The organism is Fimbriimonadaceae bacterium (genome assembly GCA_019454125.1).
In the GTDB taxonomy this organism is placed as follows: domain Bacteria; phylum Armatimonadota; class Fimbriimonadia; order Fimbriimonadales; family Fimbriimonadaceae; genus JALHNM01.
In genome coordinates this window covers 1482443-1499132 of sequence record CP075365.1, presented here as the reverse complement: position 1 = coordinate 1499132, position 16690 = coordinate 1482443, and the positions used below count along the sequence as shown (strand labels likewise).

Annotated in this window: 18 protein-coding genes and 2 tRNA genes; 8 read left to right on the top strand and 12 right to left on the bottom strand. The window is 64.5% G+C overall.

What is annotated here, in order from left to right:
* Window positions 1–47 precede the first annotated feature (47 nt).
* Window positions 48–878 carry a M48 family metalloprotease gene (locus KF733_07435; GenBank protein QYK54837.1) on the top strand — a complete coding sequence of 277 codons (831 nt, stop codon included), beginning with the start codon at window positions 48–50 and terminating at the stop codon, window positions 876–878.
* Between the two features lie 8 nt (window positions 879–886).
* Here KF733_07435 and KF733_07430 read toward each other — a convergent pair whose 3' ends face one another.
* Together KF733_07430 and KF733_07425 are read right to left on the bottom strand one after the other, a co-directional pair.
* Entirely contained in the window at window positions 887–1969 is a 1083-nt protein-coding gene (locus tag KF733_07430) for an Mrp/NBP35 family ATP-binding protein (GenBank protein ID QYK54836.1), read from the bottom strand.
* 101 nt (window positions 1970–2070) lie between these two features.
* The gene (locus KF733_07425; GenBank protein QYK54835.1) at window positions 2071–2700 is read right to left on the bottom strand and encodes a sigma-70 family RNA polymerase sigma factor; all 630 of its coding nucleotides are present in this window, start codon (window positions 2698–2700) and stop codon (window positions 2071–2073) included.
* Window positions 2701–2787: 87 nt separating this feature from the next.
* Here KF733_07425 and KF733_07420 point away from each other — a divergent pair, with 87 nt between their 5' ends.
* Entirely contained in the window at window positions 2788–3804 is a 1017-nt protein-coding gene (locus KF733_07420) for a hypothetical protein (GenBank protein QYK54834.1), read from the top strand.
* A 725-nt stretch (window positions 3805–4529) separates the two neighbouring features.
* Here KF733_07420 and KF733_07415 read toward each other — a convergent pair.
* Both KF733_07415 and KF733_07410 read right to left on the bottom strand, forming a co-directional pair.
* Entirely contained in the window at window positions 4530–5120 is a 591-nt protein-coding gene (locus tag KF733_07415; protein QYK54833.1) for a sigma-70 family RNA polymerase sigma factor, read from the bottom strand.
* Complete coding sequence (locus KF733_07410) at window positions 5117–5653, bottom strand: DUF4446 family protein (protein ID QYK54832.1); 537 nt, start codon at window positions 5651–5653, stop codon at window positions 5117–5119. Before KF733_07410 ends, KF733_07415 begins: the two co-directional genes overlap by 4 nt.
* A 54-nt stretch (window positions 5654–5707) precedes the next feature.
* Between KF733_07410 and KF733_07405 the strand changes: the two genes are divergently transcribed.
* Together KF733_07405 and KF733_07400 are read left to right on the top strand one after the other, a co-directional pair.
* Window positions 5708–6241 carry a hypothetical protein gene (locus KF733_07405; GenBank protein QYK54831.1) on the top strand — a complete coding sequence of 178 codons (534 nt, stop codon included), beginning with the start codon at window positions 5708–5710 and terminating at the stop codon, window positions 6239–6241.
* A complete protein-coding gene (locus KF733_07400) occupies window positions 6238–6732 on the top strand; it encodes an NUDIX domain-containing protein (GenBank protein QYK54830.1) in 495 nt (164 codons plus the stop codon). The genes KF733_07405 and KF733_07400 overlap by 4 nt, the downstream gene beginning before the upstream one ends.
* A 12-nt stretch (window positions 6733–6744) precedes the next feature.
* Here the strand turns inward: KF733_07400 and purF are convergent, their stop codons facing one another.
* Window positions 6745–8211, bottom strand: a complete 1467-nt coding sequence (purF, locus tag KF733_07395; GenBank protein QYK54829.1) for an amidophosphoribosyltransferase — start codon at window positions 8209–8211, stop codon at window positions 6745–6747.
* 78 nt (window positions 8212–8289) lie between these two features.
* Here purF and KF733_07390 point away from each other — a divergent pair, with 78 nt between their 5' ends.
* Window positions 8290–8661: a TMEM14 family protein gene (locus tag KF733_07390; protein ID QYK54828.1), complete on the top strand. Its 372-nt coding sequence runs from the start codon at window positions 8290–8292 to the stop codon at window positions 8659–8661.
* Here KF733_07390 and KF733_07385 read toward each other — a convergent pair.
* Entirely contained in the window at window positions 8646–9641 is a 996-nt protein-coding gene (locus tag KF733_07385) for a hypothetical protein (protein QYK54827.1), read from the bottom strand. The genes KF733_07390 and KF733_07385 overlap by 16 nt on opposite strands.
* Before the next feature lie 27 nt (window positions 9642–9668).
* Between KF733_07385 and KF733_07380 the strand changes: the two genes are divergently transcribed.
* Window positions 9669–10499, top strand: coding sequence for an LmeA family phospholipid-binding protein (locus KF733_07380; protein ID QYK54826.1), 831 nt, complete (start codon window positions 9669–9671; stop codon window positions 10497–10499).
* On the opposite strand, the gene KF733_07375 is transcribed toward KF733_07380, so the two are convergent.
* Window positions 10469–11173, bottom strand: a complete 705-nt coding sequence (locus KF733_07375) for a glycosyltransferase family 2 protein (protein QYK54825.1) — start codon at window positions 11171–11173, stop codon at window positions 10469–10471. The two genes, KF733_07380 and KF733_07375, sit on opposite strands and share 31 nt — an antisense overlap.
* A 47-nt stretch (window positions 11174–11220) precedes the next feature.
* On the opposite strand from KF733_07375, the gene KF733_07370 reads away from it, so the two are divergent.
* On the top strand, window positions 11221–12561 hold the full coding sequence (locus KF733_07370; protein QYK54824.1) for a dihydroorotase: 1341 nt from the start codon (window positions 11221–11223) through the stop codon (window positions 12559–12561).
* Here the strand turns inward: KF733_07370 and KF733_07365 are convergent.
* From KF733_07365 to KF733_07345, 5 genes are all read right to left on the bottom strand, one after another.
* Window positions 12558–13319, bottom strand: a complete 762-nt coding sequence (locus tag KF733_07365; GenBank protein QYK54823.1) for an enoyl-CoA hydratase/isomerase family protein — start codon at window positions 13317–13319, stop codon at window positions 12558–12560. The genes KF733_07370 and KF733_07365 overlap by 4 nt on opposite strands.
* A 22-nt stretch (window positions 13320–13341) precedes the next feature.
* Window positions 13342–14604, bottom strand: a complete 1263-nt coding sequence (locus KF733_07360; protein ID QYK54822.1) for an SLBB domain-containing protein — start codon at window positions 14602–14604, stop codon at window positions 13342–13344.
* A 111-nt stretch (window positions 14605–14715) separates the two neighbouring features.
* Window positions 14716–14791, bottom strand: a tRNA-Phe gene (locus KF733_07355).
* 6 nt (window positions 14792–14797) lie between these two features.
* Window positions 14798–14874 (bottom strand) — tRNA-Asp (locus KF733_07350).
* 127 nt (window positions 14875–15001) lie between these two features.
* Window positions 15002–16180 (bottom strand): type IV pilus twitching motility protein PilT, encoded by a 1179-nt coding sequence (locus KF733_07345; protein ID QYK54821.1) that lies wholly within the window; start codon window positions 16178–16180, stop codon window positions 15002–15004.
* 60 nt (window positions 16181–16240) lie between these two features.
* Between KF733_07345 and KF733_07340 the strand changes: the two genes are divergently transcribed.
* Window positions 16241–16660: a hypothetical protein gene (locus tag KF733_07340; GenBank protein ID QYK54820.1), complete on the top strand. Its 420-nt coding sequence runs from the start codon at window positions 16241–16243 to the stop codon at window positions 16658–16660.
* Window positions 16661–16690 lie beyond the last annotated feature (30 nt).

Below are 16690 nucleotides of genomic sequence, written 5' to 3'. Positions count from 1 at the left end.
GAGGACCTGGGGGAAACATAGACTTGGCGAAGATCGTCTTCCTACTTATGACCCTATCGAGACTGATCGTCTGTACCACCGCCCTTTCAATCGGGATGGCGGGTCCAGCGCAGGCGGACCTCTTCCGTCCCAGCATCAAGGACCAGATTGCCCTCGGCAAGCGAGGGGCGGCGGACGTCCGCAAGAAAGAGAAGGTTCTCGGCGACTCCGACCCCCGGGTGCAAGAGCTCCGGCGGATCGGCAACAAGCTTGTCGGTCTTATTCCGCAGGACGAGAAGAAAAAGCGCCCGTTCGAATACACGTTCGACGTGATCGACAGCCCAGACCTGAACGCATTCGCGATGCCGGGCGGGCCGATCTTCTTCTATACGGGCCTACTCAACAAGTTTAAGACCGAGGACGAAGTGGCCGGCGTGCTCGCCCACGAGATCACCCACGTCCGCAACCAGCACTGGGCCAGCGCTTATGCCGACAACCAGAAGCGGCGCCTGGGTATCGGGGTCGTCTTGACCCTCCTCGGGGCTGGGGACACCGCCTTCGACGTCGCAAGCGTGGCGGACACCCTCATCTACACCCTCCCCTATAGTCGAAAGCACGAGACCGAGGCTGACAAGTGGGGCTACGACCTCACCAAGAAGGCCGGGTTCAACCCGGGGGGCATGGTCGATGCCTTCGAGGTTCTGCGCAAAGGAGGCGGGGGCGGGACGCCCGAGTTCCTCAGCACCCACCCGAACACGGGCCACCGCATCGATGAGTTAAAGAAGCGGGTCGCGAACGAGGCCAACCTGCCCCCGATGACCTCGCGGTCCTCGGCGATCCTGACCATCTCGGCAAGCGAGGAAGAGGCCCAGGCAGCCAAGAAAAAGGTCAAGAAGTAGCGGGGGCTCTAGCCTCCTCCGGCTTTCGCTGCGTCCCGCGCCTCGCGTTCCATGGCGAGCACGCTGGATCCCGCCGCGACCTGGCGGGCGATCTGGCGGAAGGCGTTCGCCTGGGGACGGTTCGGGCTCGCCAAGATCGAAGGAAGGCCCTCGAGGGAGGCGGCCCCTACTGCCTCGTCCAACGGGATTGACCCAAGGAACGGCACATCAAGCGAGGCCGCCAGCTCCTCGCCGGTCGCCCCGGCGAAGAGCCGCGAGACGCGGCCGCACCCTGGGCAGACGTGGGTCGCCATATTCTCGACCACGCCGATCACGGTCGAGTTCAAGCGACGGAAGAGGCTGGCCGCCTTCCCCGCGATGTTCGCGGCCACGTGGTGCGGCGTGGTCACGATGACCACCCCCGCCAGGGGCACAAGCTGCGCCAGGGACATGGGAGCGTCGCCCGTCCCCGGGGGCAGGTCGACCAAGAGGTAGTCGAGCTCGCCCCAGTCCACATCGGCCAAGAGCTGCCGCACCGTGCCGGCCACCATCGGCCCCCTCCAGAGGACGGCCTGGCCCTCCTCCAAGAGCAACCCAAGCGACATGATTCGGACACCGAATCGCTCAATGGGAATGATGCGCTGGCCGCGGGCCATGGGGCGTTCATCAGGAATCCCCATCATCAGGGGTACGCTCGGCCCGTAGACGTCCGCGTCCATCAACCCGACCCGGGCGCCTTCTTGCGCGAGCGCCACGGCCACGTTCACAGCCACTGTGCTCTTGCCCACCCCTCCCTTGCCGCTGGCGATGGCGATGCATTGGCGCACGCCTGGGATGAGGTCTTGGGCGGTCTCCGGTCGCGACCGGACTTGCGCGGTCATCTCTACCTCGACCCGGCCCACGCCCGGCAACGCCCCGACCGCTTCCTCGCACTCCCGTTTCAAATCTTCTTTCACAGGGCACGCGGGAGTCGTCAGCTCGACCTTGAACTTCACGGATTCGCCCTCGATCTCCAGGTCCTTCACGAAGCCGAGGGCAACGATGTCTCGGTGAAGGTCGGGGTCTTGGACGGTCCTCAGCGCTTGCAGGACGGCCTCCGGGCTTATCGCCATGAGACCATTCTGTCAAACCTGGAGCGAAGTCCCGCAAACGAAAGGCCCGTGCTGGGTGGATCCCCATGGCACGGGCCTTCTTGCCGAAGTCACGCTTACGTTTACCCCAGGCATGCCACGTCCAAATCCTTCCGGAGCAGCGCCCGCGCCCTGAACAGCCAACTCTTGATCGTCCCCTCTGGTTTATCCAGGGCGGTAGCGATTTCGTTGACGTCCATGTGCCGGTAATGCCGCATTACGATGATATCTCGGTAGCGCTCCGGCAACCGGGTGACGGCGCCCTCGACGATGGCCCGCTCGTGGTCCCGTTCCGCCCCGCGCTGGATGTCGACCCCGTCGTCGGTCAGCGAGTGCTCGTGCGGTTCTAGCGACTCCCCGACCTTGCGTCGGTCCCGCATCAGGTCGACGCAGCAGTTCGAACAGATTCGCATCAGCCAAGGAAGCAGGGGGCGTTCAGGGTCGAACGTTCCGAGGGCCCGGACTGCTTTGACGAAGGTCTCTTGCACCGCGTCAGAAGCGTCGTCCGCGTCTCGGAGCATCCGCATCGCCTGAGCACGTACCGCAGGCCGGTATTGGTCCAGAAGCATTTCCAAGGCGACCGACTCGCCCGCCTGGGCGCGTCGAACCAAGTGTTCTTCCCATACCGGAATCCGATCTTCTAAGTGGATTTTGCCCACGCCTTCATGATATGCAATGTTCACCCAGTCCCAGGACGAAATATCTAAGACCATGCCTCAGATATTTTGAAGTCAGCATGACCGGCCCTCGTAAATGTCCACCCTGAGCCTTCTGCAAAACCCTGCCGAAAACCAGGGGACATGGCGGCAAGGAGGCTTGCTTATCGAATGATGGCCGGTGGCCCGGTCCTCTTCCTTCTTGGAGTGGCGATCCTGGGGCGGATCGGCACCCCGCCCGACCCGAACGACGACTACGGGACGGTCGGCAACGCCTGGATCCGCGCCTATATCAAGCCGGTCCGCCATGCCATGGAGCTCGGTGCGAAGCCGAACCCCACCGTCGCCGAGTTCGACCAAGTGGCAGACGCTTGGATCGCCGATTATCAGGACGGCAAGCTCCACGACATTCTCAACCCGCAGTTCCAGGCCTCTTCGAACGTGGGTGTGGCCGCGGACATCAAGTCGGCGAAACGCAAGATCATGGAAGCCGGAGTGCACCTCGCCCGTAAGGAGCGGAAGGCCGGGCGTTCCTATCAAGCGGCCCGGAACCTCGCGAAGGCGATCGCAGTCGCCCAGATCGGGAAGTACTGCGACTTTTCCGCCGTGCACTTTTTCGGCAGCTTCCAGGGCCGCATGGTGGACGAGCTTATCAGCATCGCGCCGGAGCTCACAGCCGAAGAACGCGAGGGGGTCGTCACGGTCCTGCGCAAAGGCTTCTCCCGGCGACCGTCGCTCGAAACCATCATCTGCCACATTCGTCGGACCCATTACCGGCGACTGATCGAGTTCGGCGGGGACGTCTATGACCCCTCCCTGGCGAAGAGCTACCAAATCTTGGTGACTGCGGGCCGGAACCCCGGCGTCAAGCAGATCGAGGCGACTCGACAGGTGGCCCACGTCGCCGGCGCGAGTGCAGGCGACTTGGTTCCGATCAGTTCAAACTTGCGGATGGCCGGTTATGCCGAACAGGCGCTCTACGACCGCCTCTCGACTTTGGAAGCCAGTTTCGGCTACTCGGACAAGAAGAGCGAACCGTCGTCGCGCCTCTCGATGCTGAGCGGCGGCTCGCATTTGACGGCGAGCGGGTCGCGCAAGTCGATCGTCCAGCCCACTTTCTTCGTGGCGTCCGGTACTTCGACGAACACCACGGTCCGATAAGCGTCCGCGACCTTAGCGGCAAAGTCGATCACGGTCCCCTTCCCTACTAGTTCCGGTGCCGTCTGCCCGGTGCCCGGCAACGCCACGACGATGGTCTTGCCACCGGCCCTCGCGCTCAGGGTCTGGGCGACTTCAGCCGTGTTTCGGAGCGGGGCGTCCAGCGACCGCTTGGAAACGTCGAACGTCTGGACGACCTTGCCGTCCGCCTCGCGGACGATCTCCACCTTGGCGCCCGCTTCGCGGTCGTGGCGCACGTGGAGGGTCCCCTCGATGAGCAAGACTGAGAAGGACGGCGGGCGGACTTCCGGGCCGATCCCCGCCTGGGCCACGGTCCCTGGGCCGGGCTGGGGGCCCGTCCTGGGGAGGATCGCCCAGATCGACGCGGCGACCGCCGCGACCGCGACGCCGCCGATAAGGGGCATGCGGAACTGGTTCACCACGTCCCAGAAGGTCCGGCGCGACTTGACCTCGGCAAGATGGCGGTCAAGGTTGCCCATGATCCGCTCGTGAAGGCCGTACGGCACCGGGATCTCCTCGTCCCGCAAGGATTCGAACTGCCGGATGACGGCTTCGAACTGCCGGTACTCCTCACGGAGGGCTCCGTCTGACGCCAAAGCGCGCTCGAACTGGGCTTTCAGCCCGGCATCGAGCGCTCCTTCTAGGTAGTCAGAGAACAGGTCTCTCGCCTTTTCCGCAGTCATAGTCTTTCCTGTCCGACTTGGACTTCACCCAATTTGAAAAAGTTCCTGGTTTGGGGCAAGATGTTCCCGCAGGGCCAATCGGGCCCGGTTCAGGCGGCTCTTCACGGTGCCGATCGGCAGGTCCAGGGCCTCAGAAATCTCCTCGTAACTCAGGTTGTCGACGTGGTACATCACAAGCATTGCCCGTTGGTATTCCGGCATCCTAGTGAGGGCGTCTTGCACGGCCGCTTCCCTCGCGTTCCGCTCCGCTTCCTCGTCAGGCCCCGGCCTCTCGTCGATCACCTGCCTCTCGACCTCGCCCCCTTCCACAGGGATAGTGGCCTCTAGACTGGTGTGGTATTTGCTCTTGTCCTTCTTTTTGAGGTCCAGATAACAGTTAGTGAGAATCCGGTACAGCCAAGTGCCAAACGCGGCTTGGCTCCTAAAGTTGCCGATCGCGTTATAGACCCTCACGAAGGCGTCTGCGACAACGTCCGCGGCTTCGTCTTGGTTACGGGTCAGCCGGTACGCGTAAAGGTAGGCCTTTTCCTCGTAAAGCTTCACCAGGCTGTCGAAGGCGGTTCGGTCGCCTTTTTGGCACTGGCGGATCAGGACGTCGTCGCTGGCGTGGCTCATGGATGGATTCGAGGCTGGGTGCGCTGTGTACCCGCAATTTCTATTGCGGACTGCTCCTCAGAGGAAAGGTGGCGGTCGTTGCGGCCATGGACGATGGCCTTGGCATAGACCCGGCAGTCCGTACGGCCAACCTGGCTGGTCAGCACGGTGCCGTTGCCTTCCTCGTCGTAGAGGGCGAGGGCAAAGCTCTGTTCCCCACCGACGTCTTCAAAGGCGTCGTACCGGACGAGGCCCATGTAGCGCTTCGCCGTGCGCATCTTCCTTTCTAAGACGTCTACCCGCTCCCTTGCGTCATCAAGTTCGACGCGTAAGCGCTCCCGCTCTTCCAGGTGCCGTTCCAGGACACCCTCGATCGACTCGCCGTCCGATCCCTTCATGAGCCCAGACCACCGGCGGCGAAGGGCATTGTTCGCCACCGCCTGGAACACGACCACCAGGGTGAGGACCAGCACCACGCAAGCGAGGACGCCGATCGCCGCGCCCGGTGCCTGATTCAGGTTCTGGAGGAGACCATCCATTGAAAGACCGGCCAAGCGACCGATGATGAAGTATAACCTGGTTTGTCTCGCGACGAACTACTGGACCCCATGCGAAAGCGCACCGCCCTGATTTCCGGTTTCGGGTTCTTTTTGGCCGCCGTCTTGGTCTTCGCATTTTTCCTTTGGCGGAATTTCCAAGTCGTGGAGGTCAGGGGCTCCTCGATGCTGGGAACGTTCGAGCCGGGCCAGCGACTGATTATGAGCAGCGCCTACGCCCTAATCGGCCCCGTCCAGCGGGAGGACATCGTCGTCGCCAAGAACCCGGAGACCGGCGACGTTCTTATCAAGCGCATCAAGGGGATGGGCGGCGACGTGCTCGACTTCGCCCTGCGGCCGGACAATTACAACCTCGCCTACGGCGAATACAAGGTTCCCGCGGGAATGATCTACCTGGTGGGTGACAATCGCGAGGTCTCGGAGGACAGCCGCGTCCTCGGCCCCTTCCCGGAGGACTCCGTCCTCGGCAAGATCGTCCGGGTGGACGTGCTGGTCTATACCAGTGTCGCTTGGATCGGGACCAGTCTGGCCCTTGCCGCCATCCCAGCCTTGCTCGCCCGGTCTTCCCGGGGGAAGAGCGGATGAGCCGGTTCCCGAGCGGGAGGTATGGCCGCCAGCTGCTCGAGTTCTTCCCGGCTCCGTTCCGAGCGCCGCTCCGCGCCTTTGCCGCCCTGGTCTTCCCGTGGTGCGGCGACGAGGTGCTGCTTTGCAACATCGAGGACCGCGGCTGGTGCATCCCCAGCGGGCGGGTAGAGCCGAACGAAACGTCCCTGGAGGCCGCCGCCCGCGAAGCCCGCGAAGAGGCCGGCGCTGTCTTGCAGGACATCCTTTACCTCGGCTGCTACCGCATCTCGGAGCGCGGCGAGGTGCGCTGGGCCGACGTCTATGCGGCCCGGGTCAAGGAACTCGTCGACATCCCTGCCGAGTTCGAGTCCATGGGCCGGATGTACGTCACGGTGGACCAGCTCCCCGAGATCTACCACCTTTGGAACCCCTTGACCGAGGCGATCTTCGATTACTCCGCCGAAGTCCTTCGCCGCCACGCGGCCACTCTCGGCATGCTGGAAAAGTCGTAGGCGTGTCGGCGCTTAAAGCACCTTCACCGGCGAGGAGACGGTCGTCATCTGGCCCACGTCCGGCGGGCGGGCGGCCGCTGCGATCCGGTGCTCTTCCGAAACATCGATCGGGTAGTTCCCTGTGAAGCAGGCCAGGCAATGAGGGCCTCCCCCAGCCGCCTGTACCGTGCCGTTGACGGAGAGATAGCCGAGGCTCGTCGCGCCGATGTGCCGCCGGATCTCGTCGACCGTGAAGGTCGCGGCGGCAAGTTCGCTCCGTGAAGCCATGTCGATGCCATAGAAGCACGGCCACTTGATCGGCGGCGCGGTGATGCGGACGTGGACCTCGGCGGCCCCGTGGTCCAATAGCATCCGCACAATCTGCTTTGTCGTCGTAGCCCTGACGATGGAGTCGTCGACCAGCACGATCCGCTTCCCGTTGATCTCGTCGTGCAGGGGGGCGAGCTTCATACGCACGCCCATCTCCCGCATCCTTTGGTCTGGTTGGATGAACGTCCGGTGGATATATCGGTTCTTCATCATCCCGTCCGCGTAGGGGATGCCGCTGACCTTGCTATAGCCCCGCGCGGCAGGGATGCCGCTGTCCGGCACGGGGACCACCACGTCGGCCTCGGCCGGGTGCTCGCGCGCCAGTTCCTCACCCATCCGCGTCCGGATCGCACTCACCGAGCTGCCCTCCATGCGGCTGTCGGGCCTTGCGAAGTAGATCAACTCGAAGAGGCACGGCGCGGGGGCTGCGGGCTCCATCGCCTGGAACGACTCCAGGCCGTTCTCGTCGATCACAACGAGTTCGCCCGGCCGGATCTCGCGCACGAACTCTCCGTCGACGGGCGAGAGGGCGCAACTCTCGCTCGCCACCATCCAACCGCCGCGGACACGGCCGAGGACCAGGGGGCGGACCCCGTGCGGGTCGCGGAAGGCGAGCAGCTTGTTCCGCACAAGGACGCAGACGCTGTAGGCCCCGCGGATCTGCGCCATCGTCGCTCGCACGGCGGCCAGAGGCCCTTCCTCCAGGTGGCTCGAGAGGAGCCGCGCGATCACTTCCGAGTCGCTGGAAGAATAGAAGCTGTGGCCGTTGCGGAGGAGGTCTTCCTTCAACAGGTGGATGTCTACGAGGTTGCCGTTGTGGGCGACCGCGACGTCCCCGATCACGCTCGTGCAGAAAACGGGCTGGGCGTTGTCGAGCTCGCTGTGACCGGTCGTGCTGTACCGGGTATGGCCCACCGCCAGTTCGCCGCGAAGCGTGCCCAGGATGTCCTCGTTGAAGACTTGGCCGACCAGACCCATGCCCTTGTGCATGCGCACGACGGTCCCGTCACTAACGGCAAGCCCTGCCGATTCCTGGCCCCGATGCTGCAGGGCATAGAGCGCGAAGTAGGCGAGGCGCGCAGACTCTGTGCCTGGGATATAGAGCCCAAGAACGCCGCACTCCTCTTTGGGAGAGTCGTCGACGACCCACTCTTGTTGCCCTGCCTTCATCTTGCTAGTCTACCGGTTCGTTCCCCATTCGTCCCGAATGCGAGAGGTTCGCCTCCCGCGACGCGATAGGATAGGGCAATGCTGTACAGGGCGGTCATCTTGATCTACGGCGTCATCCTCATCGCTGGTGGCGTTATGGGCTACGCCATGGCGGGGAGCATGGCCTCGCTCCTCACGGGCGGCATCTCCGGGCTGCTCATGCTTGGGTTGGGCATCGTCTCGAAGGAGAAGCCCGGCTTCGGGATGCGCGGCGCGGCCGGCCTTTCCCTGTTGCTCCTGATCTTCTGGATCTACCGCACCATCCAGCTTTCCGGCGAAGGCAAGTCCGTCATGATCTCCGGCATGAACATCGCCCTTGCGGCGGCGGTCATCGCGATTCTCGGTTATGGGCACATGTCCGCGATGCGCCGGCGCCGCGCGGAAGGCGAGACAAGTCACCCGGCCTCGTAGAACGGCGGCTCCACGACCTCGGCCTCTTGACCGTTGACCTTCACGATCGTGCCGGGATCCGCGTAGGCGTTCCTCACCATGGCCCCCGCGATCCAACCGAAGCGCGGACTGAGCGCAGCCCTGGTGACGACGCCCGCGTCTTGGCGGTCACGCACGGAGACCGTCTCGCCCCGCCGGGCCTCGCCTTCCAGCAAGAGGCCGACCCAAGTCCGGTTCGTGTGGCCGCGGCTGTGGATCCTCGCGAGCACCTCCTGTCCGGTGTAACAGCCCTTCGTATAGCTAATTTGTTGGGATTCGAAGCGGTGCCCGAGCTCGGGCGGGAGGGTCTTGGCGTCGGTGTCCACCCCGAAGAGGGGGAACCCGCCTTCCAGGGTGGCAAGCGACCACGCGTCTTCCGAAGCGGCGGGAAGCGCCGCGCGCAGGGCCCTCTCCGCCGCCGAGCCGGCGGGCAGGGCCACGTCCCAGCCCCCCGCGAAAGTCCGCCGCGAACGAAGGAGCAGCGTGCGTTCCCCTTCGATCTCGGCCTCGCCCGCGTCCTGCACGGGCAGGGCGGCCAGCTCGCCCAGGACTCCGGTCGCGCGTGGGCCCTGGACGGTCACGACCGTCCAGTCGGAAAGCTCCGCGCGCACGTCCTCCATCACGACGAACTTCTTCGCCCGATCCAGCAAAGGTTCGGGCGCCTCCGTCACGATAACAATGCGGTCAGGAAGGGCCCAAAGCCTCAGGATTCCCAGCAACTGGCCCGTGGGCGCGACCAAGCAAGAGTCGGCCGAGAACCCGGTCGTAAAGTGCAGCAAGTCTTGGGTGATCTGGCCTTGCAGCCAGCCCTTCCGGTCTTCCCCGGTGAGGGTCACCAGCTTCAAATTAGGTTCGGCGAGCGCGGCAGAGCCCTGAAGTTCGTCGTATCCTTGAGGCGTAGAAATTGAGGAGGCCTGCATGAGCGTGCAAGGCGCGATATGCGCCGCCTTCTGCGTGTCCAACGATTGTGAATAGATGAAGGCAGCAACATGGGGCCCCTAGTCGCACTGGCGATTTTCGCAGGAGCATCGGTCGTGGGCTCGCGGGAGATCAACGTCTTCGAGCGCGCGGCCGGACGGGACATCGCGTCGTTGCTCTCAGGCGACGCTAAATCGGTGGACGTCCGCGTCGAGCCGAACGGCTTTGGCGGGCCGTGGGGCCATCTGGACCGCGCCACGATCACCGCGCGGGACTTCTCGGTCGAGGGGCTTCCCCTCTATACGGAACCGTGGCGATCGCAGGCGGCCAGGTGTTCCCAGCTCGTCCTAAGGCTCGAGAATTTCCAGTTGAAGGGTCTGCGGGTGGAGGCCTTGGAGGCGCAAATCCCCGCTTGTCGCTACGATTTTGGGCTGGCTCGGCGAGAGAAAAAATTTCGGCTAAGCCGAAGCGGAGAGGGGCAAGGTTGGGTCAGGGTCGATGAGAAAGACCTGGCTTCTTTTATCTTAAGGAAATATCCGGAAATTAAGCAGGTCACGGTCGAATCCCGCCATGGCTTCGTTCGCGTGAAGGGCTACGGTGAGTTTCTCATCGTCAAGACGAACTTCGAGGTTGTGGCCCGATTAGTGGCAAAGGACGGTTCCAAGCTTTATCTTGCCGACGCAAAGATCCTCTTCGGATTTCTTGCCGCCGACGAGTTCGCGTCGAAAACGCTGCTTGACACGCTGAACCCGGTCGTGGACTTTGACAAGGATTTGCAGCTTGGCGGCGCGCTGACCGTCGAGAAAGTGACGACGCAGGACGGAAAGATCGTCCTCAACGGAAGGACGCTCATCCCCAAGGCGGTAGACCCTCAATCCTCCGGCCCTTTCCAGTTGCGATAGCGCCAAAGTGTGTAGAACGCCTCGGGGGCGTCAGTCCACCGAATCTTCTTCCCCGCTTCGACCGATCGCGGCACATATTTTACGGGCACTTCGAGGATCTGCTCCCGCAAACGGATCACTTTTGCCGTGACCTCCGGACAAAACTCGAACCGCTGGCATTCGAGCTCCAAGCTCTTAAGCAAATCCGTCCGGACCGCTTTGTAACACGTTGCCTCATCCGTCATTTCTCGACCAAATAGAATGCGCACCGCCCACACGAGAAGCTTGTTAACGATGCGGTTTGGAAGGGCCATTCCCGAAGGCATTCCTTTCGCAAACCTTGTCCCATAGACGACGCCGACCTCGCCTCGCAAGATTGGCGCGACTAGCGATGGGATCTCTTCCGGGAAGTACTCCAAATCTGCGTCCTGGATCACGACGACGACGCCGGTCGAAAAGCCCAAAGCTTGGCGGATCGCCGCGCCCTTACCTCCCCGCCGCTTGTTCGAGAGCACCACGATCTCCTGGCCGAACTCCCGCAGTATTTCCAGGGTACGGTCGTCGCTGCCGTCGTTCACAACGATGACCTGCTTCGTCATCGGCACGTCGAGCACGCGCCGGACCACCTCCTCGATCGTCCGCTCCTCGTTGAGGGCGGGGATGATGACGGTCACATCCGGGCGGTCTTGCGCCATGGGCACGACAGGATACATGAGCTTGCCACTCTCGGTAACCTCGCGAGGTGCCTGGCCGGTTCGACGTCCTACTTTTTGGGGGGGCCATTGCCTCCCCCACCGGTGTCCGGGCGGCCGACATTGGGATCCGTGACGGGCGGATCGCGTCGGTCGGGGACTTGCGCCAAGCGGAGGCGGCTGACCGCGTCGATGTCACCGGGCTCCACATTCTGCCGGGCGTCATAGACAGCCAGGTCCACTTTCGCGAGCCAGGGTTGACCCACAAGGAGGACTTGGAATCGGGCACTCGCGCCGCGGTCGCGGGCGGGGTCACGACGATCTTTGACGAGCCGAACACAGACCCGACGACGACGACGGCCGCCGCGCTCTCAGAAAAGCTCGCTCGCGCCTCCGGCCGTGCCTGGTGCCACTACGCTTTCTGGGTCGGGGCCTCGATGGACAACCTGGACGACCTGGCCGCGTTAGAGCAGTTGCCCGGCACGCCGGGCATCGGCGAGGTCTTTATGGGGAGTTCTACCGGCCCTTTGCTCGTGGCGGACGATGCCTCGCTTCGCCGGGTCCTGCAGAATGGGTCGCGGCCGGTCGCGGTCCATTCGGAGGACGAGGAACGGCTCCTGCGCATCAAGGCTGAGCGCACGCCGACCCACGCCCGCGAGCATCCACTCATGCGCGACGTCGAGTCGTCACGGCTCGCCACCGAGCGCATCCTTCGCCTCAGCCGCGAAACGGGACGGCCGATCCACGTGCTGCACGTCTCGACAGAGGAGGAACTCCCCCTCTTGGCCGAGGCAAAGCGTGACGGGCTGGGGACGACGTGCGAAGTGACGCCTCAACACCTCAGCTTCAACGCCGAGGACTATGAGCGGCTCGGCTCGCGCATCCAAATGAACACGCCGATCCGCGAGGAGCGGCACCGCCGGGCTCTCTGGAGGGCCGTCCAAGAGGGGCTCTTCGACGTCTTCGGGAGCGACCACGCCCCTCATACGCTCGAGGAGAAGGCGCGCCCTTACCCCGCTTCACCAAGCGGAATGCCCGGCGTGCAGACGATGCTGCCCGTGTTGCTCGATTCGGTCCACCATGGCGGGCTCACTCTGGAGCGGCTCGTCGCGATGACGAGTTTCAACCCCGCGCGGCTCTTCGGAGTCCCGACCAAGGGCCAGATCGCCCCCGGGTTCGACGCAGACCTCGTCGCGGTCGACCTCAAGGCCGACTTCGGAGTGGAGGCGCGTTGGCTGCAATCGAAGTGCGGCTGGTCCCCCTTCGAGGGACGGCGACTCACGGGGCTCCCCGTCCACACGCTCGTCGGGGGAGGCTTTGCCCTGCGCGAGGGGGAGCTCGGGGAGCCCGGCCTCGGCCGCATGGTCGAGTTCGGGTGGAAGGGCCGCTAGCCCTCCGCGACGAAAGACGCCGGGCGCTTATCCAGGAAGGCGGCGACTCCCTCGCGGCCCTCCTCCCCGGCGCGCGCTTCGGCCAGCATACGCGCCAGCGGCGCCATCTCGACCGCTTCGCCCAACTGTTGGGCGAGACGCTTGGCTTGGGCGACGGCCCTCGGCCCGTTCTTGAGCGTCGTCTTCACGACCTCTTCGACCCGTGCGTCTATTTCGTCCAATCCGGCGACGTGGTGCACAAGACCGATGCGAAGCGCCCTCTCAGCGTCGAAGGCCTCGCCCGTGGTGAAGAGCGCGCGCGCATGGCCCGCCCCGATCTTCGGCACGACAAACTTTGAGATCGTCGCCGGGACTAGGCCGAGGCGGACCTCGCTAAAGGCGAAGAGCGTGCCTTCCGCCGCCACGGCCACGTCTGCGGCCGCGACCAGGCCACACCCGCCCCCGAAGGCCGCGCCGTGGACCCGGGCGACCACCAACGCCGCACATCCCGCGATAGCCTCAAAGAGGCCCCCGAGCTTCATGGCGTCCGCATAGTTCTGCTCGACCGTGTAGTCCGCCGCGCGACGCATCCACTCCAGGTCGCCACCCGCGCTGAAGGCCTTCCCTTCTCCGCCCAGGACGACGACGCGGACGTCGCTATCCAGCCCATCGAAGGCGCCCGCAAGGGCCGCGATCAGTTCGTCGTTAAATGCGTTGCGGACTTCGGGCCGGTCGAGGGTCAGGTGCAGCACGGGGCCGCGTCGGTCTGAACGGAGCATCGTTCCAGTATGGCCTTCGCGGTCAGCGACCGATGACGTACCAGAGCACGCCCGCACCGGCGATGATGGCGAGCGGCGTCCCGTTGCGGGTCGGCGGCCCGGCCACGACGACCTGCTCGCCGGGCTTGAGCGGAATGTCGCCCATGTAGCCTTGCTGTATCTCCGCAAAGTTCACGGTGCGCGGCTTCTCCCCTTCTGTGGCGGAGATGATCTGGACCCGGTCGGGCCGCGCCTTGGTGGAAAGCCCGCCCGCCGCGCGGATGGCCTGGCTCAGCATCATGCCGGGCTGGAGCACGAGGTAGCCAGGCTTGCGGACCGCTCCCTTCACTTCGACATAGGCCCGGGGCTCGCGCATCGGCACCACGATCCGGTCGTCGGGCGTGAGCGGGGCGTCGGTGTTGGGAAGGCTCATATCAATGGTTTCGGCGACGCGACCGTCCCGCTCGATCGTCACCATCGGCAGTTCACCAGTGACGGCCAATCCGCCGGCCTCTTCGATCGCCTCGCGCAAGGTGAGGCCTGGTCGAAAGATGATGGGGCCGGGCGCGCGGACTCCGCCGGTGACGAAGATGAGGCTTTGCGGCGAGACCGCAGCCCCTTCTTCGGCCTCGGCTTCTGGCTCCGGCTGCTCGGCCGGACTGGGATCGGGCTGTGCTTGTTCGATCGGCTTCGTCGGCACCTCGCCAGGCAACGGATTGGCCTTCGGATCGGGCACGGAATGGGTGGGCGTCTGGTCAACCGGGGTTTCCCCGCGCGGGATGGTCACGATGTCGCCCGGATCCAGGGCCACCGCCCGACCGTCCGCCCGGTTCGCGTCCAGGTTGATGATGGTGCCGTCCAGCTTCTTTACCTGCACGCGGGCAAGATCCGCGCCTTTCTCAAGCTCGATCTTGGCCAGCGCGAGGCCAAGGGTTTGTCCGACCGTATACGGCAAGCTCGCGGGCGCATCGGCCACGGCCCCAACGAACTGGATAGGATCCGTTCGGACGAGCGCCACCGAGGAAACGACCTGGACGGCCACCGTCGCCTTGCGGACGATGCGGTCCTTCACAAGCTGGTCGCGAATCCGGTCGGCCGCTTCTTGCTCTGTGAGGCCGTTGACGACCACCGCGCCCAAGAAGTTGACGAGCACGACCCCGTCCCGCGAGACCTCGGCGAGCTTGTCGACGCCTGGTTCTTCGGCACAGGTGATCTTCAGTTTGTCACCTGGCTTGATCGCCCGGGTCTGGGCGAACGAAACGAAGGCGCCCAGCAAAAGGAACACGACGAAGGCCGCGCGGAGCATGCTGTGGGTAAGGACGTTTGGGGGGACCGTTAGGATTTGCCGGTTTCCCCAGTAGGCCCGCGGGGCCTCAAAGGGCGGGCCGAAGGGCCGCCCTGGCAGGGGAAAAGGGAGTGGTGCCGCAGGCCGGGCTCGAACCGGCGACCCTAGCATTTTCAGTGCTATGCTCTACCAACTGAGCTACCGCGGCACTCGATGGCGAGGATGACGGGACTTGAACCCGCGACCTCCGGCGTGACAGGCCGGCGCTCTAACCGACTGAGCTACACCCCCGCGCTAGGGACTGGAATTATCGCACCAAACCGACCGCGTCTGCAGGGCCCTCTGTGTGACTGGGCCAAACACCGGAACTTTGCAGTCCGAGAGGCGGACCTTCGCCCGCTCTTCCCTTGCGATCGGGTCAGTTGCCCGGTCGAGGCGGCAAGTTGCGGGCTGCCGACGGGGCTGACATGGGCTGCTGGCCGACCGGGCCTGGCGCGTTAGCGGCCGCCCCCGGGTGCTTGCCCCCCGCATCGGAGAGCGCGACCAACCGGCCGAACTCGCCCGGGTCTTTCGCCTTTGACCGGGCGTCTTCGACAGAGACCAAACCCTTCTCGACCAGCGTCGCCAGTGATTGGTCGAGCGTCTGCATCCCAAGCTTCGAGCCCGTCTGGATGATCGAAGAAAGTTGGTACGTCTTGTTCTCGCGGATCTGGTTGCGGACGGCGCTGACCGCGTTCAGGACTTCGAAAGCGGCGACCCGCCCCCGCCCATCCTTGCGCCGCACCAAAGTCTGGCTGACGACTCCGAGGAGGTTCACGGAAAGCTGCATGCGCACCTGCTGCTGCGAGTGCATCGGAAAGACGTCGACCACGCGGTCGACGGTCTGCACCGCGTCCACAGTGTGCAGGGTCGCGAAGACCAGGTGCCCGGTCTCCGCCGCGGTGATGGCAAGGTGGATCGTCTCCAGGTCGCGCATTTCGCCGACCAGGATCACGTCCGGGTCCTGACGCAGGACGTACTTGAGCGCGTTGGCGAAGCTGAGGGTGTCTACGTCCAGCTCGCGCTGGTTCAGGAGGGCGCGGTGGTCGTCATGGACGAATTCGACGGGGTCCTCGACCGTGACAATGTGGACCTTCTGGCTCTTGTTGATGCGGTCGATCATCGCGGCCAGTGTCGTTGACTTGCCGCTGCCCGCCGGCCCTGTGACGAGCACGAGCCCGCGCGGCCGTTCGATAAAGTCGTAGCAGACCTGCGGGAGCTGCAGGTCCTCCATCGAGGAGATTTCATAAGGGATCACGCGGAACGCGGCCTGGGCGTGCTCACGCTGCACGTACATGTTGCCGCGGAAGCGGGAAAGCCCTTTCACCTCAAGCGCGAAGTCGAGTTCCAAGTCGCGGTCGAACCGCTCGATCTGCTCGGGACGGAGCAGGCGGCGCATGGCGGCGCGGAACTCGTCGTCCGTGAAGTGCGGCACGTCGTCTAAGGGGTGGAGGTCGCCGTGGACCCGGACGTAGATCTTTCCCGTGTCGGACTTGACGTGCAGGTCCGATCCCTGCATGCGCACGCAACGCTCGAGCAGCCCTTCGACCGGAAGCATCGACCCGATTGTAGCCCGCACGTCCCAGCTTGCGCTCGCGGGCGTGATCGGGTAGCCTCCATGGCCGTGCGGAGAGTGCGCGCCGTTATCGCCGCCTTGTCCGGAGCAAAAGTTTGGCCCGGGTTGCTGGCGATGTGCGTCTTTCTGACTTCGGCGTCGCTCTTTGCGCCGCTCACCCAGTTCGGGATCCACTGCCCGACCGCCCCGGTCCAACGCGTCCAAAGCGCGGGCGGCACGCTCCGAAAGCCGGTCGCCGGAGAGAAGGACTTCCTTCAATGCCACTGCACGGAGAAGGAATTCGCCAAGCAAAAGAACGAGTTTTCGAAAGCCTCGGACACTTTGGTTTGCATAGTGCCGCCCCCGATACCGGTCGTAGTTGGCCAGCGCCTGGCAGAGCCGCCACTCTTTGTGGCGTACAAAGTCCGCGACTTCCTTGAAGTGGACGACGGCCCGACTTCCCCTCCCCCTCAAACGGCTTAGCCGCTGCCGTAAGTCGGCTCTTCCTCAATT